At 70.2% G+C, this 26,202-nt stretch carries 22 protein-coding genes; 13 read left to right on the top strand and 9 right to left on the bottom strand.

The features are described 5' to 3' along the window. Positions 1-104 precede the first annotated feature (104 nt). The 3 genes from I3V78_RS21500 to I3V78_RS21490 form a co-directional block, all read right to left on the bottom strand. A complete protein-coding gene (locus tag I3V78_RS21500; protein WP_204490329.1) occupies positions 105-2,006 on the bottom strand; it encodes a serine/threonine-protein kinase in 1,902 nt (633 codons plus the stop codon). Beyond that, entirely contained in the window at positions 2,003-3,691 is a 1,689-nt protein-coding gene (locus tag I3V78_RS21495; RefSeq protein ID WP_204490328.1) for an adenylate/guanylate cyclase domain-containing protein, read from the bottom strand. The genes I3V78_RS21500 and I3V78_RS21495 overlap by 4 nt, the downstream gene beginning before the upstream one ends. Before the next feature lie 100 nt (positions 3,692-3,791). Then, positions 3,792-4,751, bottom strand: a complete 960-nt coding sequence (locus tag I3V78_RS21490; RefSeq protein WP_204490327.1) for a hypothetical protein — start codon at positions 4,749-4,751, stop codon at positions 3,792-3,794. A 97-nt stretch (positions 4,752-4,848) separates the two neighbouring features. On the opposite strand from I3V78_RS21490, the gene truD reads away from it, so the two are divergent. The 4 genes from truD (at position 4,849) to I3V78_RS21470 (ending at position 9,064) form a co-directional block, all read left to right on the top strand. Next, positions 4,849-6,465: a tRNA pseudouridine(13) synthase TruD gene (truD, locus tag I3V78_RS21485; protein ID WP_204490326.1), complete on the top strand. Its 1,617-nt coding sequence runs from the start codon at positions 4,849-4,851 to the stop codon at positions 6,463-6,465. Positions 6,466-6,588: 123 nt separating this feature from the next. Next, positions 6,589-7,155: an RNA polymerase sigma factor gene (locus tag I3V78_RS21480; protein ID WP_420840456.1), complete on the top strand. Its 567-nt coding sequence runs from the start codon at positions 6,589-6,591 to the stop codon at positions 7,153-7,155. Further along, positions 7,152-7,661, top strand: coding sequence for a hypothetical protein (locus I3V78_RS21475; RefSeq protein ID WP_204490325.1), 510 nt, complete (start codon positions 7,152-7,154; stop codon positions 7,659-7,661). Before I3V78_RS21480 ends, I3V78_RS21475 begins: the two co-directional genes overlap by 4 nt. Positions 7,662-7,669: 8 nt before the next feature. Further along, positions 7,670-9,064, top strand: coding sequence for a bactofilin family protein (locus I3V78_RS21470; protein ID WP_204490324.1), 1,395 nt, complete (start codon positions 7,670-7,672; stop codon positions 9,062-9,064). An 18-nt stretch (positions 9,065-9,082) separates the two neighbouring features. Here I3V78_RS21470 and I3V78_RS21465 read toward each other — a convergent pair whose 3' ends face one another. Next, a complete protein-coding gene (locus I3V78_RS21465) occupies positions 9,083-9,295 on the bottom strand; it encodes a hypothetical protein (RefSeq protein WP_204490323.1) in 213 nt (70 codons plus the stop codon). A 197-nt stretch (positions 9,296-9,492) separates the two neighbouring features. Here I3V78_RS21465 and I3V78_RS21460 point away from each other — a divergent pair, with 197 nt between their 5' ends. Both I3V78_RS21460 and I3V78_RS21455 read left to right on the top strand, forming a co-directional pair. Beyond that, entirely contained in the window at positions 9,493-10,851 is a 1,359-nt protein-coding gene (locus tag I3V78_RS21460; protein WP_204490322.1) for an FAD-dependent oxidoreductase, read from the top strand. After that, on the top strand, positions 10,848-12,335 hold the full coding sequence (locus I3V78_RS21455) for an FAD-dependent oxidoreductase (protein WP_204490321.1): 1,488 nt from the start codon (positions 10,848-10,850) through the stop codon (positions 12,333-12,335). The genes I3V78_RS21460 and I3V78_RS21455 overlap by 4 nt, the downstream gene beginning before the upstream one ends. Before the next feature lie 15 nt (positions 12,336-12,350). Here I3V78_RS21455 and I3V78_RS21450 read toward each other — a convergent pair whose 3' ends face one another. Both I3V78_RS21450 and I3V78_RS21445 read right to left on the bottom strand, forming a co-directional pair. Further along, positions 12,351-12,953, bottom strand: a complete 603-nt coding sequence (locus I3V78_RS21450; protein WP_204490320.1) for a zf-TFIIB domain-containing protein — start codon at positions 12,951-12,953, stop codon at positions 12,351-12,353. A gap of 16 nt (positions 12,954-12,969) precedes the next feature. Further along, positions 12,970-13,836 carry a protein phosphatase 2C domain-containing protein gene (locus I3V78_RS21445; protein ID WP_204490319.1) on the bottom strand — a complete coding sequence of 289 codons (867 nt, stop codon included), beginning with the start codon at positions 13,834-13,836 and terminating at the stop codon, positions 12,970-12,972. 214 nt (positions 13,837-14,050) lie between these two features. Here I3V78_RS21445 and I3V78_RS21440 point away from each other — a divergent pair, with 214 nt between their 5' ends. Then, positions 14,051-15,394: a cellulose binding domain-containing protein gene (locus I3V78_RS21440; protein ID WP_204490318.1), complete on the top strand. Its 1,344-nt coding sequence runs from the start codon at positions 14,051-14,053 to the stop codon at positions 15,392-15,394. A gap of 49 nt (positions 15,395-15,443) precedes the next feature. On the opposite strand, the gene I3V78_RS21435 is transcribed toward I3V78_RS21440, so the two are convergent. The 3 genes from I3V78_RS21435 to I3V78_RS21425 are packed head-to-tail and all read right to left on the bottom strand — an operon-like array spanning position 15,444 to position 17,568. Then, positions 15,444-16,667, bottom strand: coding sequence for a cytochrome P450 (locus I3V78_RS21435; protein WP_204490317.1), 1,224 nt, complete (start codon positions 16,665-16,667; stop codon positions 15,444-15,446). 54 nt (positions 16,668-16,721) lie between these two features. Further along, entirely contained in the window at positions 16,722-16,916 is a 195-nt protein-coding gene (locus tag I3V78_RS21430) for a ferredoxin (RefSeq protein ID WP_204490316.1), read from the bottom strand. A gap of 58 nt (positions 16,917-16,974) precedes the next feature. Continuing rightward, positions 16,975-17,568, bottom strand: a complete 594-nt coding sequence (locus tag I3V78_RS21425; RefSeq protein WP_204490315.1) for a TetR/AcrR family transcriptional regulator — start codon at positions 17,566-17,568, stop codon at positions 16,975-16,977. Between the two features lie 174 nt (positions 17,569-17,742). Here I3V78_RS21425 and I3V78_RS21420 point away from each other — a divergent pair, with 174 nt between their 5' ends. The 6 genes from I3V78_RS21420 to I3V78_RS21395 all read left to right on the top strand — a co-directional run bounded on the left by I3V78_RS21420 (position 17,743) and on the right by I3V78_RS21395 (position 26,178). After that, positions 17,743-18,828, top strand: coding sequence for an acyl-CoA dehydrogenase family protein (locus I3V78_RS21420; RefSeq protein WP_204490314.1), 1,086 nt, complete (start codon positions 17,743-17,745; stop codon positions 18,826-18,828). Beyond that, positions 18,825-19,151 carry a divalent-cation tolerance protein CutA gene (cutA, locus tag I3V78_RS21415; RefSeq protein ID WP_204490313.1) on the top strand — a complete coding sequence of 109 codons (327 nt, stop codon included), beginning with the start codon at positions 18,825-18,827 and terminating at the stop codon, positions 19,149-19,151. Before I3V78_RS21420 ends, cutA begins: the two co-directional genes overlap by 4 nt. Positions 19,152-19,455: 304 nt before the next feature. Then, positions 19,456-20,739 carry a DUF1552 domain-containing protein gene (locus tag I3V78_RS21410; RefSeq protein ID WP_204490312.1) on the top strand — a complete coding sequence of 428 codons (1,284 nt, stop codon included), beginning with the start codon at positions 19,456-19,458 and terminating at the stop codon, positions 20,737-20,739. Positions 20,740-20,807: 68 nt separating this feature from the next. Next, positions 20,808-23,147, top strand: coding sequence for a DUF1592 domain-containing protein (locus I3V78_RS21405; RefSeq protein ID WP_204490311.1), 2,340 nt, complete (start codon positions 20,808-20,810; stop codon positions 23,145-23,147). A gap of 353 nt (positions 23,148-23,500) precedes the next feature. Beyond that, complete coding sequence (locus tag I3V78_RS21400) at positions 23,501-24,838, top strand: cytochrome P450 (RefSeq protein WP_204490310.1); 1,338 nt, start codon at positions 23,501-23,503, stop codon at positions 24,836-24,838. Between the two features lie 32 nt (positions 24,839-24,870). Continuing rightward, positions 24,871-26,178 (top strand): cytochrome P450, encoded by a 1,308-nt coding sequence (locus tag I3V78_RS21395; protein WP_204490309.1) that lies wholly within the window; start codon positions 24,871-24,873, stop codon positions 26,176-26,178. Positions 26,179-26,202: the final 24 nt, after the last annotated feature.

The following is a 26,202-nucleotide window of genomic DNA, read 5'->3' as shown; positions in this document are numbered from 1 at the left end:
GCCCCCGACCGGGTCAAAGGTGAGGATGTGGCGCGAGGCTCGCAAGGGCAGGCGCCGCGGACGGGGACGTCCAGTGACGGACGCGGTCACGCCGGGCGGCCGTGCTACTCCTGTCGGGTTTCCGCCAGGGACGGGTCTCCACCCTTCCGGGCCTGGAGGCCACGCACCACCAGATCATCGAAGGTGCACTCCAGGTTGCGGCAGCCCATGGCCACCTTGGCCGAGCGTCCCTGGAAGCCCTCGAGGAACTTGCGGGCGAAGGGCTCCGAGGAGCCGTTGATGAAGGCCTCCGCCTCCACGCCGTTCTTCATCTTCTTGAGCGTGAGCTTCACGCGAAAGGGCCCCGCCGGCATGGGCGTCTCGTCCTGCACGAGGTCCGCCACGTCCTGGGAGCTGTTGCCCGCCACCGCGCGTCCGTCCGTGGTGGTGTAGCGCCAGCTCAGGCGCATGCCCGCGTTGGGGATGGCGTAGATGGAGACCTGCATGCCGGTGACGCGGAAGGACAGCTCGGCGTAGTGCTGCGCGTCGGGATCCTCGCGGGGGTAGCCCCGGCCCAGGGGTTTGGCGCTCATGACGGCCTCGGCGGAGAAGTCGTCGCTGGAGAAGTAGCGGTGCGCCAGGTAGGCCCGGGGGATGAGCTGCCCGCCGCTGGCGTCGTTGCCGCCCTGCAGCACGTGCAGGTGGCCGTCCTGCAGCGACCAGGTGCCGGCATGGGCGTTGATGTTCTCCTCGCCCAGGATGAAGTCCACCCCCACGCGCGCCCGGCCGTCGGACAGCTCGTCCACCACGGCGCCGACGAACAGATCCCCGTTGGTGTTGGCGGGCCACGGCCTGAAGGGAGGATCGATGCGGATGGTGGAGCCGATCATCACCCGGCCACCCCACGGCAAGGGAATGAACACGGGCCCGTCCGACGTGGCGCGGACGAGCCCCAGCACCAGCGCCACCGCGCCCACCCCCGCCAGCGCCGTGCGCAGGGAGCGCCAGCCCGAGGACCACCGGCCCCGCTCCACCCGCCGCTCGGCGGGGCCGTGGAGCGCGCCCTCACCGGGGGACGAGGAGGACGACACGCTCGTCACCAGGGCCTCGAGCGCCTCGCAGGTGGCGTGGGCGCTCGGGAAGCGCGCCGCGGGCTCGTTCTCCAAGAGCCGCTCCACCACGTCGTCCACGCGGGGATCCAACCCCGGCACGCGCTCGGAGGGCAGGCGGAAGCGGCCCACCGGCACCTCGCGGGTGAGCATCTCGTAGAGCACCACGCCCAGCGAGAACAGGTCCGCGCGCCCATCCACGCTCTTGGCGTCCCGCCGCTGCTCGGGCGCCATGTAGTTGAGCGTGCCCATGGCCACGGAGGTGGCGGTGAGCTGGGGGCCCGTCACGTCCGCGCGGCGGATGCCCGCCAGGCCGAAGTCCGCCACCTTCACGTGCCCGCGCCCGTTGAGCAGCACGTTCTCCGGTTTGAGGTCGCGGTGGATGATGTCCTTGTCGTGCGCGCCCTCGAGCGCCCGCGCCACCTGCAGCGCCACGCGCAGCGCCTCGGGCGGGGACAGCTCGTGCATCACCTCGCGCAGCGAGCGGCCCTCCACGAACTCCATCACGAAGTAGTAGTGCTCGCCGGCCACGCCCCGATCGATGATCTGCACGATGTTGGGGTGGCTGAGGGTGGCCAGCGCGGTGGCTTCCTTGTCGAAGCGCCGCACGAACTCCGGATCCTTGGCGAGCCGGGGCGGCAGCACTTTGACCGCCACCTTGCGCCCGAGCGACATCTGCCGCGCGAGCCACACCTCGCCCATGCCGCCCCGGCCGAGCACGCGCTCCATCGTGTAGCCCGGCAGCACCACGGCGGGGCTCGCCACCAGGGTGCCCTCCAGGCCCGACTCCGCGGAGAGGTCCATCCGGGAGGCCCGCACGACGAAGTGCGCGCCACAGGCGCACGGGACCTCGGCCCCCTCGCGCAAGGTGCTCACCTGGTGCGTGCGCGCGCACTGAGGACAGGACTGGGTCGTCATCGCGGACGGGGGGCCGTGGACGTGGTGGTGTTCTCCACGCCGTGCACCCGGTAGGGCTGTACTCCCCGCTCCTTGCCCTTGACCTGGGTGGTCGGCAGGGGCTCCACGTCGAAGCCCGTGCCCGCCTTGAAGACGGTGCTGTCGGTGGCCACCACCTCGCCGCCCCGGGCCAGGCCGCACAGGCGCGAGGCGGTGTTCACCGTGTCGCCAATGGCGGTGAACTCATGGCGCTCGGTGCTGCCCATGTAGCCCACGACCGCCTGGCCGGTGTTCACGCCGATGCCCACCTCGATGGGCCGCTTGCCCACGGCCACGCGCGAGCCGTTGAGCACCTCCACCGCGTCCTGCATCTCCAGCGCGGCGCGCAGGGCGCGCGCCGGGTCGTCCGGGTGCTGCGAGGGCGGACCCCAGACGGCCATGACGCAGTCGCCGATGAACTTGTCCAGGTTGCCCTCGTGGCGGAACACCACCCCGGCCATGAGGCTGAAGAACTCGTTGAGCATGCTCACCACCTCCTGCGGAGACTCGTTCTCCGACAGGGTGGTGAAGCCGCGGATGTCCGCGAAGAGGACCGTCACCTCGGCGAGCCGGCTCTGGCGCAGGTCCTCCGTCTCGCCGCGGATCACCGCCTCGGCCACCGCGCGCGACAGGAAGCGGCTGAGCTCCGCGCGGGTGATGGCCTCGGACTGCACCTGGGCGGCCAGGGCCGCGTTCTCCAGGGCGATGCTCGCCTGGGCGGCGATGCCCGAGAAGATGGTCAGGTCCTTCTCCGAGAAGGCGTTGGACTGCTGGCGCGAGTCCAGGAAGAGCACCGCCTCCAGCTTGCCCTTGGCCAGGAGCGGCACCGCCATGGCCGAGCGGATGCCCTGCGCCACGATGCTCTCCGTGGAGGAGAAGCGCTCGTCGATGATCGCGTCCGCGATGAGCACCGCCTTGTGCGTCTCGGCCACCTTCTGCAGCACCGTGGCGGACACCACGACGTTGGGCGGGCTGCCCGGGCGGTGCTTCTCGGCGATGATGACCGTGAACTGGCCGTCCGCGGCCGGCTTGAGGATGACGCCGTGGTCGGCCGCCAGCAGCTCGAAGGAGACCTCCAGGATCTGCTCGAAGAGGTCGGCGCCCTTGCCCTGCTGGCTCACCGTGCGGTGGAACTCGTAGGCGGTGCGCAGCTTCTCGTACTCGCGCCGCAGCGTGGCCAGCTCCTGGATCTGCTCGGCGGGCCGGAAGTTCTGCGGCGGCCCCTGCTGATCGATCTGCGCGAGGAAGGCGGGCGCCGAGTGGGACTGGGCCACCACCGTCACCCGGGGGGTGCGCGCGAGCGCCGCCGCGCTCGAGGGCGCGCCCAGGCCCGCGGCCTCACCCGAGTGGAACACGAGCCGCGAGGCCCCCAGGCTGATCTCGTCCCCGTCGCGCAGCCGCAGCTCCGTCACGCGCTTGCCGTTGACGAACGTGCCGTTGGAGGAGCCCAGATCCCTCAGGATGAAGTCGCGCCCCACCCGCTCGATGGTGGCGTGCTCCTTGGAGACCTCCCGGTCCACCAAGCGCAGTGTGTTGGACGGATGGCGCCCCAAGGTGGTCAAAGGACCGAGCGCGAACTCCCCCGTCGACCCGTCTGGGAACCGCCCGCGCAGGAACGGTCCCCGCGTGCCCGCGGACTTCGTGGATGGAGGGGATCCTTGACTCACGCGTGAGACCTCGATGGCCCGGATTCCGGTGTCACCGGCGCGACACTACCAGAGCGCTCCGGGCTCCGGAACGGTTACGACGCTTGCCTGCCGGTCGGAATTAGAGGCCGATTCCCTGGTTTTCCGGGACCTCGGAGGCCGAGCGACGCGCCCGGGCGCCCCAGGGCCGCGGGTTCTGCAGGGCGATGCCCACGGCCGGGTACAGGGTGACCCCGCCCAGGTCCCGCGCCTGGCCGAAGAGCACGGGCCGACAGTGGCTGTAGCCCCCGGTGAGCTCCGCGTACAGGTGCACGTAGCGGAAGCCCAGCGCCACGCCCACACTGGCGCCCATGAAGTGGTTGGACACCCGCGCCGGCAGTCCCAGATCGAAGCCCGACACGTCCTGGCCCCCCCGCGAGTAGTCCACCAGCTTGGAGTCGAGCGACGTGCGGCTGTAGATGTACTTGGGCGCCCCGTACAGCTTGAAGACGTCGCCCACGTCCACGCTCAGGTAGAGCGGCACCTCCAGATCCCACCGGGAGAAGTCGTTGATCTGCACGATCTCCAGGGCATCGAGCACGGGGCTCTTGAAGAGGTGGCGGGCCACGGCCGCGCCGAGCGCGATGTCGTAGGACTTGCGCCGGTAGTCCGGGAGGGAGTCGTCGTCCTCGGCGTCGCCCCCATGGGCCAGGCGCGCCTTGGCGTCGAAGCGCAGCGAGGTGGTGCTCAGCCGCAGGCCCACGTCCAGGCCATGCGAGGCGAGCAGGCCCGTGCGGATCATCAACTCGTTGGACGGGCCCGGCGGCGCCACGGCCAGGGCCACGCCCACGCCCAGCAGGCGCTGGGCCTCGCGCTCGTCCAGGTGGTAGGGCTTGCCGCCGGCGACGGCGTCCCGGATGGCGCGCCCCTCGGAGATGCCCTGGGAGATGAGCGAGCCCAGCTGCCCCGCGGGCACGAAGACGCCCGTGGCGCCGGACACCCGGACCTGGCCTCGGGCCAGGGGCTTGGCCGTCTGCAAGGTGGACAGCGTGGAGGCACAGCCAGTCGACAGCAGGAGGGCGAGCAGGAGAGCGGTTCGCATGGAAGGCCGCCGACCATAGGCCGCCGGGCCCGGCATTGTCAGGTCCCCTACATTCGCTCCTTCCGCTCGGGGCACTCCGGCTGTTAAGGGAGCCCTCGTGCGAATCAAGCAGAAACCCGAGGATTTCTCCGTCAAGGAGTCCTACCGCTTCGACGAGGTGGCCGGAGGCCGCTACCGCGTCTACCTCATGGACAAGCAGAAGCTGTCCACCTTCGACGCGGCCAATCGCCTGCGCGATGCCTTCGGCCTCAAGCCCGGCTCCATCTCCTACTGCGGCCTCAAGGACAAGCAGGGCCGCACCGAGCAGCTCATCGCGGTGGATGGCGCCGACGTGGACATGCAGGAGCCCGACCTGCGCCTGAAGTACCTGGGGCGCGCGGACAAGGCGCTCTCGTCCGCCAACATCACGTCCAACCGCTTCGCCGTCACCGTGCGCATGCTCACGCGCGACTCCATCGGGCCGCTCAACGTGGCCGCCGCGGAGATCAACCGCCTGGGCGTGGTGAACTACTTCGACAGCCAGCGCTTCGGCTCGCTCAAGCACGGCCAGGGCTTCATCGCCAAGGATCTGCTGCGGGGCGACTTCGAGGCCGCGCTGCACAACTACCTGGCGCGCCCCTCGGAGCTGGACCGCTCGGACGACGCCAAGGTGAAGGCCTTCTGGCGCGACAACTGGGGCCGCTGGGACGCGCGGGTGCCCTTCGAGGGCACCAAGAAGTACCACCGCGTCCTCAAGTCCCTGCGCGACTACCCTGGCGACTGGGTGCGCGCCTTCCTGCAGATCGACGCGGACTACCGCGCCATGCTGCTGTTCACCTACCAGAGCTACCTCTGGAACGAGGGCGTGCGGCGCTACCTCCAGGAGCTGCTGCCGCGCGAGCACCTCTTCCCCATGAAGTACCAGGCGGGCACCCTGCTCTTCCACCGGGACGCGGACCCCGAGACGCTCAGCCTGCTGCGCGACTCGACCTTCCCGCTGCTCGCCCCCACCTCGCAGGTCGAGGATCCCACCAAGCGCAAGGCGGTGGACTGGGTGCTGGGCCGCGAGAAGCTGTCGCTCGAGCAGCTGCGCATCGAGGAGTCCCCGCGCCTGCTCTACTTCAAGCACGAGGAGCGCCCCACCGTCGTCATCCCCCACAAGCTCGTCATCGGGCGCGTGCAGGAGGACGATCTCAACCGGGGCTACCTCAAGACGAACATCGCCTTCACCCTGCCCCCGGGCGCCTACGCCACGCTCGTCATCAAGCGGCTGTTCCACTTCGAGTACGAGGAGGACAGCGCCCAGAAGATCCGCGAGGGCTGGTACACGCCCCCCGAGGAGCGCGAGGACGACCCCCTCGCGGGCAACCAGCCCCGGGGTCCGCGCAGCCCCCGCGCCCCGGCCCCGAGCGCCGGGCGGGCCGCCCCCGCCGGGCGGGCCGAGTCCTCCCGGAAGGCCGCGCCCTCCGCGCGAGCCGAGCCCCCTGTCCCGGCCGAGTCTTCCCGGCGGGCCGCGCCCTCCAAGCGGGCCGCCCCCGCCCGGCAGGCCGCCCGGCGTCCGCCTCCCTCGGACTCCGCCGTGGGTCGGCTCGCCCAGCCCGTGGTGAAGCCCGAGCCCGTGGAGCCCACGCCGCCCCTGGGCTTCCGCGAGCGCCAGCGCCAGAAAAAGGACGCCAAGGTCCAGGCGCGGGAGCAGCAGACGGCCAAGCGCCCGGAATCCCGGAAGAAAAAGTGATCGTGAGCGCCGTGTCCCCTTCCCGTGCAATGGGGGGGACGCGCCCGCGTAATCCAGGGCGTGAACGCTCTCGCCCTCAACGCAGCACACGTCGCGGACCTCGCCCGGGCCATCGGGATGCGGATGGTGGATGACGCGCCCGCTCCGGCCTGGAAGGCCGACGTGGTGGCCGCCCGCCGGGGGGATCCCTCGGCCTTCGAGTCCCTCGTGCGCGGGGTGCAGCGCCCCGTGTACGGGCTGGCGCTGCGCCTGCTCGGCAACGAGGCCGAGGCCTCCGAGGTCGCCCAGGAGGCCTTCCTGCGCGCCTACCAGAACCTGAACAAGTACGACGAGTCGCGCCCCTTCGATCTGTGGGTGATGGCCATCACCCGCAACCTGTGCCTGGACCTGCTGCGCCGCCGCACCAAGGTGCGCACCCAGGAGCTGGAGCCGATGAAGGACGTGCTCGCGAGCGACGAGATCTCGCTCGAGGAGGGCGCCATCGCCCGCCAGGAGCGCCAGTCCCTGGAGGAAGCCCTCGCCACCCTGTCCGCCGACGACCGGGAGGTGCTCGCGCTCTACTATGTGCAGAAGCGCACGACCAAGGAGATCGCCCAGCTGCTCGGCTGCGCGCCCGGGACGATCATGGCGCGCCTGTTTCGCGCCCGGGAGAAGCTGCGCAAGAAGATGAGCCCGGAGGAGCCCACATGACATCCGAGTCCATCGAGTGCCCGGACCTCGAGGCCCTCTTCACCGAGCTGGAAGAAGGCCCGGGCCCCGCGCTGGCGCACGCCCGCGACTGTCCCCTGTGCTCCGCCGTGCTCGAGGAGCACCGCCTGCTGGAGAAGGACCTCTTCCGGCTGTCGGATCCCCTCCCGCCGCCGGACCTCGTGCACCAGGTCATGGCGCGGGTGGCCGCCGAGCCCGTGCCCCAGCGCCGCGAGGTGTTCACGGGGCTGGCCATCCTCGCCGCCTCGCTGGTGGTGGCGCTCGGCGTGCTGGCGACCAACGACGCGGCCCTGCGCAGCACGGGCATGGGGCTGGCGCGCTTCCTGGTGGACAGCCGCGCCACCTTCGACGCCCTCCGGGGCGGCGCCCACGCCGTCTGGAGCACCGCGGCGGCCCCCGCCGCCGTGATGCTCGCCCTGCTCCTGTTCTCCTCCCTGTTCGGCATCAAGCGGCTGGCCGGCCACGGCCTCCCCCCTTCCCAAGCGTGAGTGACGCCATGAAGACCGCCCGACGCCTGTGCTTGTCCGCCGCCCTGCTCGCGGCCCCCCTGTCCCTCGCCCAGTCCACCCCCGACGACTCCGCCCAGGAGATCCAACTGCGCTTTCGCGGCACGCTGCGCGACGCCCTGCAGAAGATCGCCGAGGAGGGGGAGCTCAACGTGGTGGTCACCGGCGCGCTGGACACGCCCACCGAGGTGAACTTCAAGGGCGTCAGCGCCGACCAGGCCCTGCGCACCATGGCCCGTGCCTACTCGCTCCACCTGGAGCGGGACGGCGGCATCTACACGCTGCGCGCCATGACGGACGCGGAGAAGACCCGCGCCCAGGTGGCGCCGCCCCCCGCGCCTCCGGCGCCCGCGAGCCCATCGGCGCCCGCGCCTCCGCCGGTCCCCTCGGCCGTCACGCCCCCCGATGACTTCTCCGACAGCGCCCTGCTCAACGAGAAGGACCTGAAGCGGCGCGTGCACGCTCAGATGAAGAAGCTGCACCAGCGCGCCCGGAAGGGAGGCCAGGGCATGGTGGCCCGGGGCCACTCGCTGGAGGTGAAGGAGGGCGAGTCCGTGGACAGCGCCATCGTCTACGGCGGCAACCTGGTGATCGACGGCCACGTGGAGGGCGACGCGGTGGTCTACGGCGGCAACCTCCAGCTCAACGGGCACGTGGAGGGGGACGTGGTCGTCTTCGGCGGCAACGCGGAGCTCGGCCCGAGCGCTTCCGTGGAGGGCAGTGTGTCGTCCTTCGGGGGCCGCGTCACCCGCCAGCCGGGCGCCCAGGTCGAGGGCTCCATCGAGTCCCTGGGCGGCGCCAGCATCAGCCGCATGGTGTCCGGTGAGATCAAGGACGCGCTCAAGGACGCCCGCGAGGAAGAGGACGAGGAGAAGCCGGAGCGCGGCGGCACACTCGCCTCCTTCCTGCTGCGCTTCGCCATGCTCTTCGGCATGGGCTTTCTCGGCCAGCTCTTCTTCCCCTCGCGGATGAAGGCGCTGAGCGCCGAGATCCGCAACGAGCCGGTGAAGAGCGGCCTGCTGGGCCTGATGGGCGCGGTGCTGCTGGTGCCCGCCCTGCTCATCCTGTCGGTCACCATCGTCGGCATTCCCCTGGCGTTGGCCCTGGCGCTCGTGGTGCCGGTGCTCACGGTGTGGGGCTTCGCGGCGGTGGCGAGCGAGCTCGGCTCCCGCTTCCCCCTGCGCCCGGCGTCCAAGACCCAGGCGCTGGTGCTCGCGCTGGGCCTGCTCGTCCTGCTGGGACTCGGCCAGATTCCGTACCTCGGCAACGTCGTGACGGTGCTGGCGCTGCTGGTGTCCCTGGGCGCGGTGATGCGCACCCGCTTCGGCATCCGCCCCCAGGGCATGCCCGAGCCCATCTTCCCCAACGAGCGCGCACGGGGTTGAGGGGCGGGAGCGGCGCGCCTAGTGACCCGACCGGGACTGATCCACCGGCGTGTCCTCCAGGCTCCGCTCCTCCTCCTCGCTCAGCACGAGGTCGCGCTTCACCTCCGACTCGCCCCGGTTGCGCAGGAAGTCGATGCTCTTGCGGTTGTCGGGGCGCTCCGCGCTCCGCGCGTCCCCTGGCGACTGCGTGCTCCGCGCGTCTCGCCCATTCGGGTTTCTTTCGATGCCCATCGCGTGTCCCTCCAGGTGTGAGTTCGTGGGGCTGCATCCACGACCGTATGCACGCCCACACCCGGAGAAAGCCGCGAGGCCAGGGAGGCCCCGCTCGATCGGCCCCTCTCCTGGGAACGCGCGGCGCGGCTGACGCGACGCACCACTCGCGGAGGCTTTGACCACTCGGGGCCAGTGGGACATTGTCCGCGCACCCTATGCGTCGCCTCCCTGATGCCGCCGCGCGCGGCAAGTCCATCACCCTGGAGCTCGAGGGTGAGTCGGTCCCGGCACGCGAGGGCGAGCCCGTGGCCTGCTCGCTCGTCGCCGCTGGAGAGTCCGTCCTCGCCCGCTCCATCAAGTACCACCGGGCCCGGGGCCCCTACTGCTTCTCCGGGGCGTGCTCCCACTGCCTCATGCGCGTGGATGGCGTGCCCAACGTCTACACGTGCCGCGTTCCCGCGCGCGCGGGCATGAAGCTCGAGCGGCAGAACGCCTACCCCTCCGCGAAGGTGGACGTGTTCGAGGCCATCGACTGGTTCTTCCCCAAGGGGTTGGATCACCACGAGATGTTCGCCGGCATGCCCGTGGCCGAGCAGGTCATGGCGAAGGTGGCGCGCCAGCTGGCGGGCCTCGGCCTGCTGCCCGACGCCCCCGCCCCCGCGCGCATGCCCGCGCGCATCGTGCGCGTGCGCGTGGCGGTGGTGGGTGGCGGCGCGGCGGGCCTCGCGGCGGCCCACACCCTGGCGGCCCGCGGCGTGTCCTTCCTCCTGTTCGAGCGGGACGCCCAACCCGGCGGCCGGCACCTCACGGGCGCGCTGGAGCCGGACGCGCCCGCGCTGCCCGACACGAGCGCCCTGCCCCCGGACAGCGTGCGCACGCGGGCCACGGCCATTGGCCTCTTCGACGACGCGGAGGGCCGCTTCCTCGCCGTGGTGGTGGAGAGCCCCGAGGGGCTCCAGCTCCTGCGGGTGTACGCCGAGCGCTTCCTGCTCGCGCCGGGGGGCCATCCGCCGATGCTGCCCTTCGAGAACAACGATCTGCCCGGGGTGTACTCGGGCCACGCGGCGAGCCTGCTGGCGCGCCGCCATGGCGTGGCGCCCGCGGTGGCGGCGCTGGTGGGCTCGGGCGAGGGCCTGTACGCGCTCGCGCGGCTGATGGAGGCCCAGGGCACGAAGCTGGCGGCGGTGGTGGATCTCAAGGGCCCCGTGCCCGCGAGCGCCCCGGCGGGCAGCGTGCGGGGCGGCGCGCCCAAGGCGCACGGCCTCGGGTCGGTGAGCGCGCTGAGCTACGAGAGCGAGTCGGGCCGCCGGGTGAAGGTGGCGTGTGACGCGGTGTTGGTGGCGGTGGGCCCCAGCCCGAGCTTCGAGCTGCCGCGCCAGGGCGGCGCGAAGGTGGAGTTCGACGAGGCGCGCGAGGTGTTCGCGGTGGTGGCGGACGCGGACGGGCGCACGGCGGCCGCGGACGTGTGGGTGGCGGGAGACGTGACGGGCGGAGGCAGTACGGCCCAGGCGGCGGCGGCGGGCCAGCGCGCGGCCGAGGCCCTGAGTCGCGAGCTGGCGGGAGGTGCGTCATGAGCAAGCAGATGGTGTGCTCGTGCGAGGACGTGACGGTGGACGACATCCGTCACGCGGTCGCCAAGGGCTTTCGCGACGTGGAGTCCGTCAAGCGCTTCACGGGCTTTGGCACCGGCGTGTGCCAGGGCAAGAGCTGCCTGTCGGCGGTGGCGGCGCTGCTCGCCAAGGACAAGGCGCAGAAGCCCGAGGGCCTCTTGCCCTTCACGCCCCGGCCGCCGCTCTACCCCACGGAGCTGTCCGTCCTCGCGTCGCTGCCGGTGGACGAGACCCAGGCGCCCGTGGGCGGCATGTTCGAGGAGATGAGCGTCTTTCCGCCCGTGCTGCGGCCCGAGGCCCCCGTGCCCAAGAAGGCCAAGGTGGTCATCATCGGCGGCGGCATCCTGGGCCTGGCGCTCGCGTACAACCTGTCGCTGCGCGGCGAGAAGGACGTGGTGGTGCTCGAGCGCGGCTACCTGTGCGCGGGCGCGTCCGGACGCAACGGCGGCGGCGTGCGCATGCAGTGGGGCACGTCGGCCAACATCGAGCTGGCCAAGCGCTCCATCGAGCTGATGGGCCGCTTCGCGCGCGACATGGGCATCAACGTGTGGCTGCGCCAGGGCGGCTACCTCTTCATGGCGAAGACGAAGGCGGTGGCCCAGCGCCTGGAGCGCAACGCGGCGCTGCACAACAAGCACGGCGTGCCCACGCGCCTGCTCACCCTGGACGAGGCGCGGGACATCGTCCCCGGGCTCACGCTCAAGGACGCGCAGGCGGCCACGTACAACCCCCAGGACGGCGTCATCTTCCCCTGGCCCTTCCTCTGGGGCTACGCCAATGCGTGCCGCAAGGCGGGCATCGCCGTGGAGACGTTCACCACCGTCACGGGCTTCGAGCAGTCCGACGGCCTCGTGCGCAAGGTGAAGACGGACCGGGGCGACATCGCGTGCGACACGGTGGTGGTGGCCTCGGGCGCGTGGAGCCCGGAGGTCGCGAAGCTCGCGGGCGTGAAGCTGCCCAACGAGCCGCACCGCCACGAGATCCTCAGCACCGAGCCGCTCAAGCCCTTCCTGGGCCCGCTGGTGTCGGTGCTGGACTCGGGGCTGTACTTCAGCCAGTCCATGCGCGGGGAGATCGTCGGCGGCATGGGCGATGCGCTGGAGCCCGCGGGGCTGAACATGGGCTCCACGCTGCGCTTCGTGTCGCGCTTCGCGCGGGCGCTCACCGAGCAGTTGCCGAACCTGGGGCACGTGAAGGTGCTGCGGCAGTGGGCGGGCTGCTACGACGTGACGCCGGACAACAGCCCCGTGCTGGGCCGCACGCCGGGCCTGGAGAACATGCTCCAGCTCTCGGGCTTCGTGGGCCACGGCTTCATGATGGCGCCCGCGGTGTCCGAGCGCATGGCGGCGTGGATGACGTCGGGCGCGTCCGACGAGCTCTTCACCCGCTTCAGCCTGCGCCGCTTCCAGGAGGGCAAGCTGGAGCGCGAGGACATGATCATCGGCTGAGCCACCCCGCCCGGGTCAGCCCCGGGCGCGGGCCTTCATGCAGTCGCGGCAGGCCAGCCCGTCGCGCAGCGCCTGCCCCTCACGCAGGAGCTTGCGCTGGCCACACTCCACGCACGTGAAGGTCCCGGGCTCGGGGGGCTCGTGTCGCACCACCACGGAGGGCACGGGCGTCACTTCCTCCTCCTCGTCGACCTCGTCGTCCTCTTCTTCCTGCCCGGCGACCTCCAGCAGCACCTCGCGCCGCGACGCGACGGGCGGCGGCGGGCGGATGACGGGAAGGGCCGGCGGCGGCGCCTGACGGGCGATCCCGAGCGCGGTCAGCTCCGTCGCGTCGAGGAACAGGCCCTGACACGCCGAGCACACCTCGGCCGTGGCCCCCGAGCCCAGGGTCGAGGGCGTCAGGAGGATGCGGCACTCCACGCACGAGTGGGACGTGGAGCCGCCCACCATGTGGTGCTGGGCCTTGGTGCCAAACGCGCGCTGGAGGTGCCCTCCGGGCGCCCACACCTTGCCGCAGGGGCCACAGGCGCGCAGCTCCACCTCGGTGCCCACCGGGCTGGTGACCTGGAAGGAGTGGAGCGGTTGGGTGCAGTGGGGACAGCGGTTCTCGGCCTTCATGGGCGCGCAGCCTAATCTACTCGGCGCCGAACCAGACACAGGCGATGCCGAGGTCATCGCGCGGGAGGCTGCCCTGCTGGGCGAAGGCCTCCAGCACCTGGGTCAACCGACGTTTGACGAACCCCCCGCGGCGCTCCTCGAAGGTGAGCAGCTCCCGGACGACCTCCGGGGCCTGCACCTGGCCCATCTTGAAGATGCCGTCGGTGATCACCGCCATGGCCTCGATGCCCTCGTCCACGGGACGGAAGCACGCCACATGGCCCTGCTCGAGCGAATCGAACTCGTGCCGCAGCGAGCCCGACTCCAGCACCCGGATGCGTCCATCCTCCGCGACCCGGAACACGATGAAGTGCTCGTGCGCGGGATCGTCGATGCCCTTCTGGATGTCGCCGACGTATTCCCGGTACAGATCCTCGTGCAGGCAGTAGTTGAGGTAGAAGGGCGCGTTGCCGTCCCACTCGAACCAGACGACCTTGTGGCGGCCATCCGCGTAGCGCAGCACGTAGGCGCCACTGCCGAAGAGGTAGATGGCCGCTTCCCGGGGGTTGGCCACGAAGCCCACCAGCGAGGCGAAGTAGTCCTGCCGATCCGATGAGATGTGATTGGCCTGGAACTCGCCCTTCAACGCCGGGAAGAAGGCCGGCCCGAAGGCCTGCAGGGGCTCGCGGCTGCGCGGCCGCAGCGCCTTCTGGAAGGCGAAGCAGATGGCCCGGGCGCCCACGTCGGTGTGGGCCTCCATCCCCGAGCACCCATCCGACACCGCGCCGTAGACCGTGTCCGTGTCGAACGCGCCCGACAAGGCGTAGTCCTCGCAGGGCTCGCCCCGGCTGACGTGGAGCTGGCCCGTGGTGAAGAAGTGGTCGGTGTTCATTCGCGAACACATGGTAGCTCACATGATGTCCTCGCTTTCCGTATTTCGGCGCGCGGGGAGTCGGGTCACACTCCGCGTCCGCCCCCCCGGATTCTCGGCGCTCGGAAAAACGAGACATCAAACCGACATCGTGGAAAAACCCGATTAAATCGGTTAAGGGCTCTTGTCTGTCCTGAACACGTTCCCGGAAGAGGCCCCCGCCTCGCGGGACAAGGAGCCCTGAACCATGAAGACGACCTGGAAGCAGGGCCTGCTGGCGGCGGTCTCGCTGGTGGTGCCCCTGAGCGAGAGTCTCGCCGGAACGGCGGACTTCACCGTGCAGTACCAGAACTACAACGCCGCGGCGCCCAACGACAACATCATCGAGGCGGGCATCCAGCTGCGCAACAACACCGGGGCGGCCATCCCGCTCAAGAACGTGGTGGTGCGCTATTGGTTCACGAAGAACGGCGCCACGCCGACGCCCGCGTGCTGGTGGTGGAACTCGCCGGACTGCTCCGCCCTGTCGCTGACGACGGCGAGCGTGTCCGCCACCAACGCGGACCAGTACGTGGAGATCCGCTTCAACGACGCCGCGGGCAGCCTGGCGGCGGGCGCCACGAGCGGCCCCATCGACCTGGGCATCACCTTTGGTGGCACCAACGTCAACGAGGCGGATGACTACTCGTACGGCAACGTGACGGCGCCCACCGCCTGGAGCAAGATCACCGTGCACGACGTGGGCTCGGCGGCGCTCTCCGGCCTGCGCGGGGGCACGCCGCCCTCGGGCAGCACCCAGCCGCCGCCCACGGTGGGCGCGGAGTTCTTCGACGACTTCACCTACAACGGCACGGGCGAGTCGGCGTTCACCAACCTCTGGAACGTGCGCACGTACGCGGGCCCCCCTGGCGTGAGCGGCGCGACGTGGACCGCGGGCAACGTGTCCTTCGTGACCGACGGCTCGGATCGGCTCTTGCGCCTCAAGGCGGGCACCAACGGCACCTCGGCGGGCACCACGCACACGGAGGTCATCTCCCGGGCACAGAAGTTCAAGTACGGCACCTACGCCACGCGCATCCGCTTCCGCGACACGACGCTGTCCGGCCCGCGCGTCTTCGGCGACAAGTACGTGGAGACCTTCTTCGCCATCGCGCCCTACGGCGATCCCAACTACTCGGAGCAGGACTACGAGTACCTGCCCAACGGCGGCTGGGGCCAGGGCAACACGCCCACCATGTTCCTCACGTCGTTCGACCGGAACATCAAGGGCAGCCCCGAGCGCAAGCTCAGCTACAGCCACGACGGCTGGCACACGCTCGTGCTGCACACCTCGCCCTCGGGCAACGTCTACCACATCGACGGCGTGGAGCGGGCCAACCACCCGGCCTGGTACGCCCCCATCATCAACCAGTTCCTCGACTTCCAGATGTGGTTCATCGAGCTGGGCCCCGCCGGCGAGGCGCGCACCTACTACGAGGACGTGGACTGGGTGTACTTCGCCAAGGACACGTACCTGGACACCAACGCCGTCAACGCCAAGGTGACGAGCCTGCGCGGCGCCTCCGTGCCGCGCAAGGACACCGTGCCCTGAGCCCCCGCGCCCGGACCGCCTCGGGGAGAGACGGTCCGGGCCGAAGGGACTAGCGGGCGTTGAGCTTCACCTCGAGCGACTCCATCTTCCGGATGACGGGATGGGGCCCGAACGAGGGCTCCCGGACGAGCTGGATCGTCGGGAAGCGCTCGAGGATGCGTCCCACCACGAGTTGCAGCTCCAGCCGCGCCAGGTTCGCGCCGAGGCAGAAGTGCAGCCCGTGGCCGAAGGCGATGCTCGCGTTGGTGTTGCGGCGCACGTCGAACACGTCCGCCTGGGGGAAGGCGGCCTCGTCGCGCAGCGCGCTGTTGAGCATGAGCAGGAGCATCTGCCCCTTCTTGATGTGCGCGCCGCCCAGCTCCACGTCCTCGAGCGCGTAGCGGGCGATGCCCACCTTGCCGAAGTTGTCGTGGCGCAGCACCTCCTCGATGGTGCCCTTGATGAGCTCCGGCTCGGCCTGGACCTGGGCGAGCAGCGCGGGCCGCTTGAGCAGGTTGTAGAGCGCGAAGCCGATGAGGTGGATGGTCGTCTCGAACCCGCCCACGATGAGCGCGGACACGAGCGACAGCAGCTCCGGCGTGCTGAGCCGGTCGCCCTGCTCCTCCGTCTGGATGAGCGTGGTGAGGATGTCGTCGGGCAGCGGGTGGTGGCGCCGATCCTCGATCGTCTCGCGCACCAGGGCGATGCCCTCCTGCACGTCCACCCGCATGGCGGGCACGTCCTCGGGGCGCACCAGGCCCGGCAGGAAGCTCTTCACCGACGCCTCGGTGAACCGGGTGAACAGCGCCTCGCGGCCCTTGGCGATCTTCAGCATGGAGCCGATGACCCGGGGGGGAATGCGGTCCGCGATGTCGGAGATGACGTTGATGGTCCCCCGGCTCGCCGCCTCGTCGAGGAGCTCATCGACGATGGCCAGCACCTCCGGCCGCAGCCGCTCGATGGCGCGCGGGGTGAGCGCGGGGCTGACGAGCTTGCGCACCCGGGCGTGATCCGCGCCGGAGAGCGCGAAGAGGCCCGCCCGGTTGAGCTCCGCCAGCTCGGGGATGGTCGCCGCGGTGCCGAGCTGGTGGGCGAACTCCCACTCGGCGCGGTTGGGCGAGAAGCGCTTGGCGTCCCGGAGCACGGCGACGGACTCCTCGTAGCGGGTGACGAGCCAGCCCCGGCCCTCCGTCCAGTAGGACACGGGGGCCTGGGTGCGCAGCGCCTCCAGGACGGGATAGGGATCGACGTCGTAGCCGGGCGCGTTCGGGGCGAAGGACACGGTGGGCGACATGGTTCAACTCCTTCTGACAAACGAAAAAGGGGAAAAAAGGCGGGGGGAAAAACGTCACTCCTCGGACAGCGACAACGCCTGCTTGGGGCAACCGTAGATGGCCTTGTCCACCCGGGCGCGCGCCCCCGGGGAGACGGTCTCGGAGAGCACCTGCAGCTCATCCTTGTCATTCAATTCGAAGACATCCGGGGCCTCGCGAACACAGACGCCATTGGCCTCGCAGCGGCCCCAATCGACCACGATCTTCATGCGCAGCTCCTTCGCAGCTCATTGATACGGGGTGGAACGTCCAAACCTGTGGGGGGCGTCACGCCTTGAGCAGGCGCAACACCATGGCGAGCGGTGGCCGGGCCCGGTCCGGGTGCAAGGCTTGGCTGATGGCGAGCCCCTGGGACACCGCCATCCAGGCGCGCGCGAGCTCTCCGGGGGGGCCCGCGGTGGCCTCTCCCGCGCGCTGCGCCGCCTCGATGAGCTCCGACAGGGGCGCGTGGACCCGCTGCTCCAGTCGCTCCAGCGCCTCGCGCACCGGCGCCGGCGCGCCCTCGCCCATGGAGGCGTGCACGATGATGAGCAGGTGCTCTCCCGCCGCCTCCGAGTGCTCGCCCATGGCGGCGCACACCTCCACGAGCCGCTCCCAGGCGGACTGGGGCCGGGCATGCGCCGTGGCGATCAGCGCCTCCCAGCCCTGGATGGAGTCGTCGATGACGGCGACGAAGAGCGCTTCCTTCGTGGGGAAGTAGTGGTGCACCAGGCCGTGGCTGATGCCCGCGGCGGACGCGATGTCGGAGATCTTCGCCGCCACGAACCCCCGGCGCGCGAACACCTTCCGGGCCGCGCGCAGCACGTCCCGCCGCCGCTCCTCCCGAAGCTGCTCCACCCGCACCGCCAGGCGAGGACTCATGACACGCTCCGTTCATTGATTGACTGGACAGTCAATCAACCCAGGCCCCGAGCAGTAGCAAATCCGGACAGGTGGCACAACCCGACCCCGGATAAACCGACCTCCCGGAAGAATTCACCGCCCGGACTGGACGCCCCCGCCGCATGTGGAGCACTTCCACTAGGCTTCGGGCCCATGACAGAAGCGGATCTCCTGCAAGAAGCGGAGCGGTTGAGTGGGTTGTTGGCGGAAAAGGCCGCCGAGCATGACCGGGAGGGTTCATTTCCGGACGAGGGGTTCGAGGCCATCATCCGCTCGCCGCTCAACACGGCGCTGCTGGATGGGTGCTCGTGGCGGACGTTCGGGCGGATCGTGGGCACGCTGTCCCGGGGCAATGCGTCCTTCGGGACGGCGTGGCTGATGCACCAGGGCACGGCCATCACCTTCCTCGCGCTGCCCCAGAAGGATCAGGTGGCGCACTTCGAGGCCCAGTTCCGCGCGGGGGCGTGGTTTGGCAACGCCCTGTCCGAGCCCACCAGCGGCAACCTCTTCCTGATGCCCCAGCAGGAGGCGCGTCGGGTGGAGGGGGGCTGGCGGCTGTCGGGCGCCAAGCGCTTCGTGTCGGGGTGTGATCGGGCGCGCTACCTGGTGACCAACGCGGTGTGTGACGGGCAGCCCGGCTTCTTCCTCATCGACAAGGATGACTCCATCCGGGTGGAGGACATCTGGGACTCCATGGGCATGCGCGCCACGCGCAGCCAGTTGCTGCACCTGCGGGACACGCTGCTGCCCGAGTCGCGCCGGCTCCAATTGGATCCCACCGCCCCCAGCGCCATCTCCGTGGGCCTGCCGTGGATTTCCATCGGCATCGCCGAGGCGAGCCTCGCCTTCGCGCTGGAGTACGCGCGCACGCGCCGGCTGCCGCCCCAGGACCGGCCCCTGGCGGAGATGCAGTGGATCCAGTTCTCCGTGGCGGACATGAGCATCCGCCTGGAGGCGGCACGGGCCCTGGCCGAGCGCTCCCTGCTCGCCACGGATCAGAAGGAGCCCGTCGCCCCCCTGCTGCAGATGCAGGCCAAGGTGGTGGCCAACGAGGCGGCCATCGCCATCTCCACCGCCGCCCTGGAGCTCGCGGGAGGCTCGGGCTACCTGCGCACCCACCCCATCGAGCGCTACGTGCGCGACGCCATGAGCGGGCCCCTGATGGCGTGGTCCTCGGCGGTCATCCGGGACTTCCTGGGCAAGCAGCTGCTCGGCCTCAACGGACCGCGCGCGCCATGACCGAGGCCATCCTCGTGTTCGTGACGGCGCCCACGGCCGACAAGGCGGCGGAGCTCGCGCGGACGCTGGTGGAGGAGGGCCTCGCCGCCTGCGGCAACATCCTCCCCGGCGTGCGCTCCATCTATCGGTGGGAGGGTCGCGTGCACGACGAGCCCGAGGTCCTGCTCCTGCTCAAGTCCTGGGCCCCGCGCTTCGAGGCTCTGCGCGCGCGCGTGGTCGCGCTCCACCCTTATGAGTGCCCGGAGGTGCTCCGCGTGGACGTGGCCGAGGGCCACCCGCCGTATTTGCGGTGGATCCAGGACGCGGTCCTGCCCGGCCGATAGAAAAACATCCCGGGCGGAATATTCATCAGCCATGGGATGCCGGCCCCGGGGACGGAGTGCAATCACAGGCGTGTTTGTGGTTCGCTCCTCCCCCCTGGACATACATTGGACATACATGGGTGGATGTCGCACGCCCGGTCCGGGCCGAGGGCGGACGAAATCGACCGATCTGTTCTCGACACAGCCTGCTACAAGCATTAGTCAGGAAGCACCGCGAGCCAGGAACTCATGGGGGAGGTTCCGCGAACGCCCCCTCCATGTCCTCAGCTCCGACGCGCGGCTCATCTGCGACAGGAGTAGTGGAATGAGGAGAAGGGACTTCACCGCGAGTCTGGGTCTGTCCTTGCTGGCGTCTCCGCTGTTGCGGCTGTTGGGCGGCGAGGCCCACGCGGCCACCCTCCGCAAGCGCCGACTCATCGTCGTCTTCACGCCCAATGGCACCGTGCACAAGCACTGGCGCCCCACGGGGGGGGAGAAGGACTTCGCGTTTCCGGCGGGCAGCATGCTCGAGCCGCTCAATCCCTACCGCTCCAACCTCCTCGTCTGTGAGGGATTGGATTTCGTGGACGTGGACAACCACGACGCCGGCATGGCGAACATGCTCACCGGCGGCGGCACGGCGCGCGACGCGTCGGGCGGCCTGTCCGTGGATCAATACGTCGCGAGCAAGCTCGGCGAGGGCTCGCGCTTCAAGTCCCTGGAGTTCGGCGTCCAGACGAGCCTGTGGGGCGCCGCGAAGTCCACGCGCATGTCCTACTCGGCGCCGGGCATCTTCGTCTCGCCCGAGGACGTGCCGCGCAATGCCTATCAGCGCCTGTTCGGCGCGCTGGGCGGGGACACGGCCGCCGCGGACAAGCAGACCCGCCGCCGCAAGAGCATGCTGGACATGGCGCGCACGGATCTCAACGACCTGGCCACGCGCGTGGGCTCCGAGGAGAAGCAGCGGCTGGAGCAGCACCTGGAGGCCCTGCGCCAGACGGAGAAGGGCCTGGTGACGCCCATCTCCGTGGACGGGTGCGCCCTGCCCGAGGTCCCCCTGGCGGTGAACGCGCAGGCCAACGAGCAGTTCCCGGCGGTGGGCCGCATGCAGATGGACCTGATGGTGAGCGCGCTCGCGTGCGGCATGACGCGCGTGGCCTCGCTGCAGTGGTCGCACACCGTGGCGCCCCAGGTCTTCACCTGGGCGGGCTCCAGCGAGGCGCACCACGAGCTGTCCCACAAGGACGACGCCAACACGGCGGGCATCGCGGACTTCGTGCGGTGCGAGCGCTGGTTCGCCGAGCAGTTCGCCTACCTGCTGCGCGCCCTCAAGGCGCGGCCGGACCTGGAGAACGGCGGCACGCTGCTGGACTCCACGCTGGTGGTGTGGGCCAAGGAGCTCGGCGACAGCCGCCTGCACAACTGCCGCTCGGTGCCCTTCGTGCTCGCGGGAGGCACGGACAGCGGTTTCCGCTTCGGGCGCTACCTGCGCTACACCAATGCCTCGCACCAGAAGCTGCTCACGTCGGTGTGCCAGGCCATGGGCGTGTCGATCGAGGCCTTTGGCGATCCCTCCCGCTCGACGGGCACGCTCGACGGGCTCGTCTGAGCGCCCCGGCCGCCCTGCCCCCTTCCCGCTTTTCCTCCCCCTTCTCGCCCTCCCCCCGGGTGCACTCCGTGCTGACCTTCCGGCGACTCGTTGCCCTTGGCGCTCTTTTCTCCACCGCGGTCTTCCTTCCCGCGTGCACCGCGTCCAGCGACGCGGGCTGCCCGGACGATCTGGAGTTCTTCCGCACCCAGATGTGGGAGCCCACCATGTCCACGCAGTGCATCGCCTGCCACAGCGCGAGCGGCGCGGCGAAGGGCACGCGCATGGTGCTGCTGTCCCCGGACGAGCCGGGGGCGCTGGAGGAGAACTTCATGACGGTGCGGGCCATGGCCCGCGAGAAGGTGGACGGCACGTCGCTGCTGCTGCTCAAGCCCACGGGCCTGCACCCCGCGGGGCACGGGGGCGGCAAGCTCGTGGCGCAGACGAGCACCCTGTACACGAACTTCCAGCGCTTCGCGGACCGCGTCAACGGCACGCCCGGCGCGTGTGACGGCTCGCTCCAGCAGATGGCGTGCACGCCGGAGGGCCTGGATCCCACCGCCCGGCGCCAGCTGCGCATGCTCACGCGCTTCGAGTACGACAACACCCTCAAGGACCTGCTCTACCTGGACACGGAGTCCAAGTGGGGCCAGGCGCTGCCGGCCGAGGAGGTGGTGCACGGCTTCGACAACACGGCCGACGCGCGCGCCGTGGGCCAGTTGCTCACCGACAAGCTGCTCACCGCGTCCGAGCAGGCCGCCGCGGCCGCCGTGGCGAAGCTGTCCCGGCACGTGTCGTGCGCGCCCGGCGAGGCCTGCGCCCGCACGTACATCCAGGACTTCGGCGCCCGCGCCTTCCGCGCGCCGCTGGCCGCGGAGGACCTGTCGCGCTACCAGACGCTGTATGCGTCCGTGGCGAGCGAGGACGGCTACCTCAAGGGCCTGGAGGCGGTGACCACCGCCATGCTCCTGTCCCCCCACTTCCTCTACCGCTCGGAGCTCGGTCAGCACCAGGGCAATGGCCGCTACGTGCTCAGCGACTACGAACTGGCCTCGGAGCTGTCCTACCTCTTCTGGGGCTCCATGCCGGACGCGGACCTGTTCGCCAAGGCGAAGGCGGGCCAGTTGCACACGCCCGAGCAGCTCGCCGCCGAGGCGCGCCGCATGCTGGCCTCGCCCCGGAGCCGCCCCATGCTCGACCACTTCGTGAGCCAGTGGCTGGACTTGGAGAAGCTCGCGCAGACGCCGAAGGACCCTTCCCTGTTCGCGGACTTCACCCCGGCGGTGCGCGCGGCCATGAAGGAGGAGACGCTGTCCCTGTTCAACTCCGTGGTGCGCCAGGAGGGCGGCGGGCACCTGGCGGACCTCTTCACGGCCGAGTACACCTACGCCTCGGACACGCTGGCGGCGTTCTACCGGCTGCCCACGTCACTGGCGGGCTCGACCGTGTCCACGGGCTCGCGCCGCTGGGAGCTCACCGGCACGGGCCGCGGCGGCATCCTCTCTCACGGCAGCATCCTGGCCACCCAGGCCACGGCCCAGGTCGCCTCGCCCGTGCGCCGCGGCCGGCTCGTGCGCGAGCGCCTCTTGTGCCAGCCCCTGCCCCCCGCCCCTCCGGGCCTCAACCTGGAGCTGCCCACGGTGGACCCGGGCATGCCCAACCGCGAGCGCTTCTCGGAGCACTCGAGCAACCCCTCGTGCTCGGCGTGCCACAAGATGATGGATCCCATCGGCTTTGGCTTCGAGCAGTTCAACAGCGTGGGGCGCTTCGAGCCGAAGCTGGCCAATGGCACGCAGGTGGACGCGAGCGGGGAGATCCTCGCCTCGCCCTCCACCCAGGGCACCTTCACGGGCGTGGAGGAGTTGCAGGACAAGCTCGCCGACAGCCCGGACGTGCAGCAGTGCTTCTCCCTGCAGTGGCTGCGCTTCGGCTATGGCGTGTCCGGCGATGACTCCACCTGCGCGGCCACCCAGCTGTCCGAGCGCTTCCGTCAGAGCGCGACGAGCATCCCCGAGCTGCTGGTGTCGCTGACGCAGCTGCCGCGCTTCACCCAGCGCTGGGGCGCGGTCGCCGCCATGCCCGCGCCGCCGCCGCCCACGGGCACCATCCCCGTCCCCACCCCGCCGGAGACCGTTCCCGGCACGGGCGGGCAGACCCCGCAGCCCCCGACCATGGGCGGCGTCCAGGTGTCCACGAAGGTCCAGGACGACTGGGGCGGCGGCTACTGCCACAACGTCAAGGTGACCAACACCAGCTCCTCCGAGACGAACTGGCGCATCTCGCTCCAGGTGGAGGGCACGATCTTCAACGCCTGGAACGCCACCTACAAGCTCACCGGCGCGGGCGTGGTGGAGTTCACCGGCGTGGACTGGAACGGCCGCTTGTCTCCGGGCAACAGCGCCAGCTTCGGCTTCTGCGCCAGCCGCTGAAACACGGCGTCCAGCCCCACCGCTCCCACACGAAGAGACCCGCCACCACGAGCCGCGCCCTCCGCAGTCAGGGGGGCGCGGTTTTGTATTTTCAATGCTTCGTGTCCCGTTGCCCTCCCAAGCAAACGTCTGGGCGCCTGGGAGCCGTCTGGATTGGTGGGGCCTTTCGACAAGTCTTTTCAAGTCAATGCCTAAGCATGCTCGGGCGGCATCGAGTGTGATATACAGGTCAATCGATGGCATTCCCCATTCCCGAATCCGCTCCCGAACCTGTCTCCGGCGCTCGTGCCCAGCCGGAGGTCGCTCCTTTCATCCTCGAGCAGGCCGGTGATGTCTCGCGCCCGCGCCGGGGGATGCCCACCGCCGTCGACATCGCGCACCTGCCCGGTGAAGGCGGTATCGGCACCGCCGTGCGAAACACACTCGGCTGGATGCGTCATGGCATCGACCATCTGGCGGCGCAGCACCGCCGCTACGGGCCCGTCTACCGCTCGGTCTTCGCCGGCTACCAGGTCGTCTGCGTCGCGGACCCCGACATGGTCCTGTCCATCGCGCGCGACGAGCAGACGTGGTCCACCTCGCTCGCATGGCTCACCTTCTTCCAGGGGATTGATCCCAAGATCAACGCCGCGAAGGTCGACTCCCCTCTCTTCCTGGACTTCAAGGCGCACCGGGATGCCCGGAAGGTCTTCCAGCCGGCGTTCGGCCACGCCGCCACCGCCAGCTACTTCGAGGCCGCGACGTCCATCTACACCGAGGCGATCGAGCGCTGGGTGGAGCGCGGTCAGGTGTCGTTCAAGGACGACATCCGCAGCCTGATGATGAAGGTGTCGACGCGCATCTTCCTGGGCGTCGACGACGAGGCCGAGAAGTTCGAGCGCGCGTTGATTGACTACTGGGAGGGGCCCCTGTCGCTCACGCGCAGCCCGCTGCTCAGCCCGGCCTGGCGCCGGTCCATCCGCGGTCACCGCACGCTGTGCGAGATGCTGCGCTCGCGGATCGCCGCCCGGCGTGCTTCCGGCGGAGAGGATCTGTTCAGCCGCCTGTGCGCCAAGAGCCAGGAGCCCGAGACGCTGGTGGATGACGACGGTCTGGTGCGGCTGATGATCGGCATCAAGTCCGCCGCGTTCGCCACCACGTCGTCGGGGTTGACCAGCATGGCCTACCTCCTGGCCACCTACCCGGAGTGGCAGGAGCGACTGCGTGAGGAGGCACTCGCCCTGTCCAAGGGACGGATCAACTACGAGGAGAGCGGCAAGCTCGAGGTGACCTCGCGGGTGTGGAAGGAGACGATGCGCCTCTACCCCGTCGCGCCCTACACCGCGCGGCGCGCGCTCCATGACACCCAGCTCGGCCAGTGGCGGATCCCCGCGGGCACTTTCGTCATGGGGATGATTTCCGTGGCGATGCAGGACGAGACGCTGTGGAGCAATCCGCGCAGCTTCGACCCGGACCGCTTCACCGAGGCGCGCGCCGAGGACAAGAAGCACAAGGCGGCGTTCCTGCCGTTTGGCATTGGGAGCCACACCTGTACGGGCATGCACCTGGCGAACGCCGAGGTGAAGGCCTTCTGGCACGCCATGCTCACGCGCTGCCGCTTCTCGCTCGTGCGCGAGTCCAAGGCGCGCCACACGTACATGCCGGCGGGCATCGTCTCCGGCGACGTCCAGCTGCGCATCGAGCGGCTCTGATCTTCCCCTCTTTTTTTCCAGGAGACTCCCCGATGTCCCAGACGCCCCAGCGCTCCGCGTCCCCCTCGGAGCAACCCGTCGTGCCCCCGATGTCCTCGCAGTTGCCCGCCGTGCTCGACGGCTTCGATCTGACGGATCAGGCCCGGTTCGGCCAGGGGTTCCCCCACCAGGTGTTCGCCCGCCTGCGCCAGCACGCGCCCGTGTTCTTCCATCCGCCAGGGCAGACCCACGATGGCGAGGGCTTCTGGGTCCTGAGCAAGTACGCCGACATCCGCGACGCGGCCGCCAATCCCGTCTTCTCCGCGGCCGGGGGCGGTGGACGCCCCAGCGGCGGCACGCACATCGACGATGTCCGGCCGGAACTTCCCGGGGTCATGATCAACATGATGGATGATCCGCGGCATCAGCTCTTCACGGACGTGCTGACCCCCGCGGTGGGACGGCAGGCACTCGGCGTGCTGGAAGGAAAGCTCCGCCAGCACACCCAGCAGCTCGTGTCCGAGCTGCTCGCGCGGGGCGACTTCGACTTCGCCGATGCGGTGAGCGCCAACGTCGGTGCGCAGGCGATCTCCCTGCTGATGGGGCTGCCGCCGCAGGACTGGGCCCAGTTCTCCCAATGGACGGGGAGCCTGATGGGCTTCGATGACCGCGAGGTCGGCCACCCCACCGAGCGCAGTCAGAAGACCCACATGGAGCTCTTCCACTACGGCGCCAAGATGCTGGCGGCCAAGCGGGCCCAGCCTTCGGATGACCTGACCTCGCTGCTGGCGAACGGACAGCTGGCGGCTGGCGTCGACCAGAAGCCGCTGACCGAGATGGAGCGGATGACGTGCTTCTGCCTGATGGTGCTGGCGGGAACCGAGTCCACCCGCAACGCGCTCTCCGGCGGCATCCTGGCGCTGGCCGAGCACCCCGAGCAGTGGAAGGCCCTGCGCGCCGATCGCTCCCTGATCAAGGGCGCCGTGGAGGAGATCCTCCGCTGGACCACGCCCACGCCGTACAACCGCCGCACCGCCACGCGGGACATCCAGCTGCGCGATGCCCAGATCCGGGCGGGCGACAAGGTCACCCTGTGGTGGACCTCGGCCAACTGGGACGAGGAGGTGTTCTCCAACCCGTTCGCCTTCGACATCCGGCGCAACCCCAATCCGCACCTGTCCTTTGGCTACGGCACCCACTCTTGCTTCGGCGCGCAGCTCGGCAAGCTCGAGCTGCGCGTGGTGTTGGAGACCCTGCTGGACCAGGTCGAGCGGATCGAGCTCACCGGGCCCATCACCTGGGCTGGCAGCAACAAACACACCGTCGTGCTGAAGATGCCCGTGAAGATGACCGGCGCGTAAGTGATTGCACGGGCCGGCGGTCCT

The sequence above is a fragment of the Archangium primigenium genome, from assembly GCF_016904885.1.
Lineage (GTDB): Bacteria > Myxococcota > Myxococcia > Myxococcales > Myxococcaceae > Cystobacter > Cystobacter primigenius.
This window is presented reverse-complemented; position numbering and strand designations above follow the sequence as displayed.

Bases quoted from the DNA above. Each gene is read 5' to 3' on its own strand.
- I3V78_RS21500 (WP_204490329.1), bottom strand. From the start codon at position 2,006: ATGACGACCCAGTCCTGTCCTCAGTGCGCGCGCACGCACCAGGTGAGC.
- I3V78_RS21490 (WP_204490327.1), bottom strand. From the start codon at position 4,751: ATGCGAACCGCTCTCCTGCTCGCCCTCCTGCTGTCGACTGGCTGTGCC.
- I3V78_RS21480 (WP_420840456.1), top strand. From the start codon at position 6,589: ATGGTGGATGACGCGCCCGCTCCGGCCTGGAAGGCCGACGTGGTGGCC.
- I3V78_RS21475 (WP_204490325.1), top strand. From the start codon at position 7,152: ATGACATCCGAGTCCATCGAGTGCCCGGACCTCGAGGCCCTCTTCACC.
- I3V78_RS21470 (WP_204490324.1), top strand. From the start codon at position 7,670: ATGAAGACCGCCCGACGCCTGTGCTTGTCCGCCGCCCTGCTCGCGGCC.
- I3V78_RS21465 (WP_204490323.1), bottom strand. From the start codon at position 9,295: ATGGGCATCGAAAGAAACCCGAATGGGCGAGACGCGCGGAGCACGCAG.
- I3V78_RS21460 (WP_204490322.1), top strand. From the start codon at position 9,493: ATGCGTCGCCTCCCTGATGCCGCCGCGCGCGGCAAGTCCATCACCCTG.
- I3V78_RS21455 (WP_204490321.1), top strand. From the start codon at position 10,848: ATGAGCAAGCAGATGGTGTGCTCGTGCGAGGACGTGACGGTGGACGAC.
- I3V78_RS21450 (WP_204490320.1), bottom strand. From the start codon at position 12,953: ATGAAGGCCGAGAACCGCTGTCCCCACTGCACCCAACCGCTCCACTCC.
- I3V78_RS21445 (WP_204490319.1), bottom strand. From the start codon at position 13,836: ATGTGTTCGCGAATGAACACCGACCACTTCTTCACCACGGGCCAGCTC.
- I3V78_RS21440 (WP_204490318.1), top strand. From the start codon at position 14,051: ATGAAGACGACCTGGAAGCAGGGCCTGCTGGCGGCGGTCTCGCTGGTG.
- I3V78_RS21435 (WP_204490317.1), bottom strand. From the start codon at position 16,667: ATGTCGCCCACCGTGTCCTTCGCCCCGAACGCGCCCGGCTACGACGTC.
- I3V78_RS21430 (WP_204490316.1), bottom strand. From the start codon at position 16,916: ATGAAGATCGTGGTCGATTGGGGCCGCTGCGAGGCCAATGGCGTCTGT.
- I3V78_RS21425 (WP_204490315.1), bottom strand. From the start codon at position 17,568: ATGAGTCCTCGCCTGGCGGTGCGGGTGGAGCAGCTTCGGGAGGAGCGG.
- I3V78_RS21420 (WP_204490314.1), top strand. From the start codon at position 17,743: ATGACAGAAGCGGATCTCCTGCAAGAAGCGGAGCGGTTGAGTGGGTTG.
- cutA (WP_204490313.1), top strand. From the start codon at position 18,825: ATGACCGAGGCCATCCTCGTGTTCGTGACGGCGCCCACGGCCGACAAG.
- I3V78_RS21410 (WP_204490312.1), top strand. From the start codon at position 19,456: ATGAGGAGAAGGGACTTCACCGCGAGTCTGGGTCTGTCCTTGCTGGCG.
- I3V78_RS21400 (WP_204490310.1), top strand. From the start codon at position 23,501: ATGCCCACCGCCGTCGACATCGCGCACCTGCCCGGTGAAGGCGGTATC.
- I3V78_RS21395 (WP_204490309.1), top strand. From the start codon at position 24,871: ATGTCCCAGACGCCCCAGCGCTCCGCGTCCCCCTCGGAGCAACCCGTC.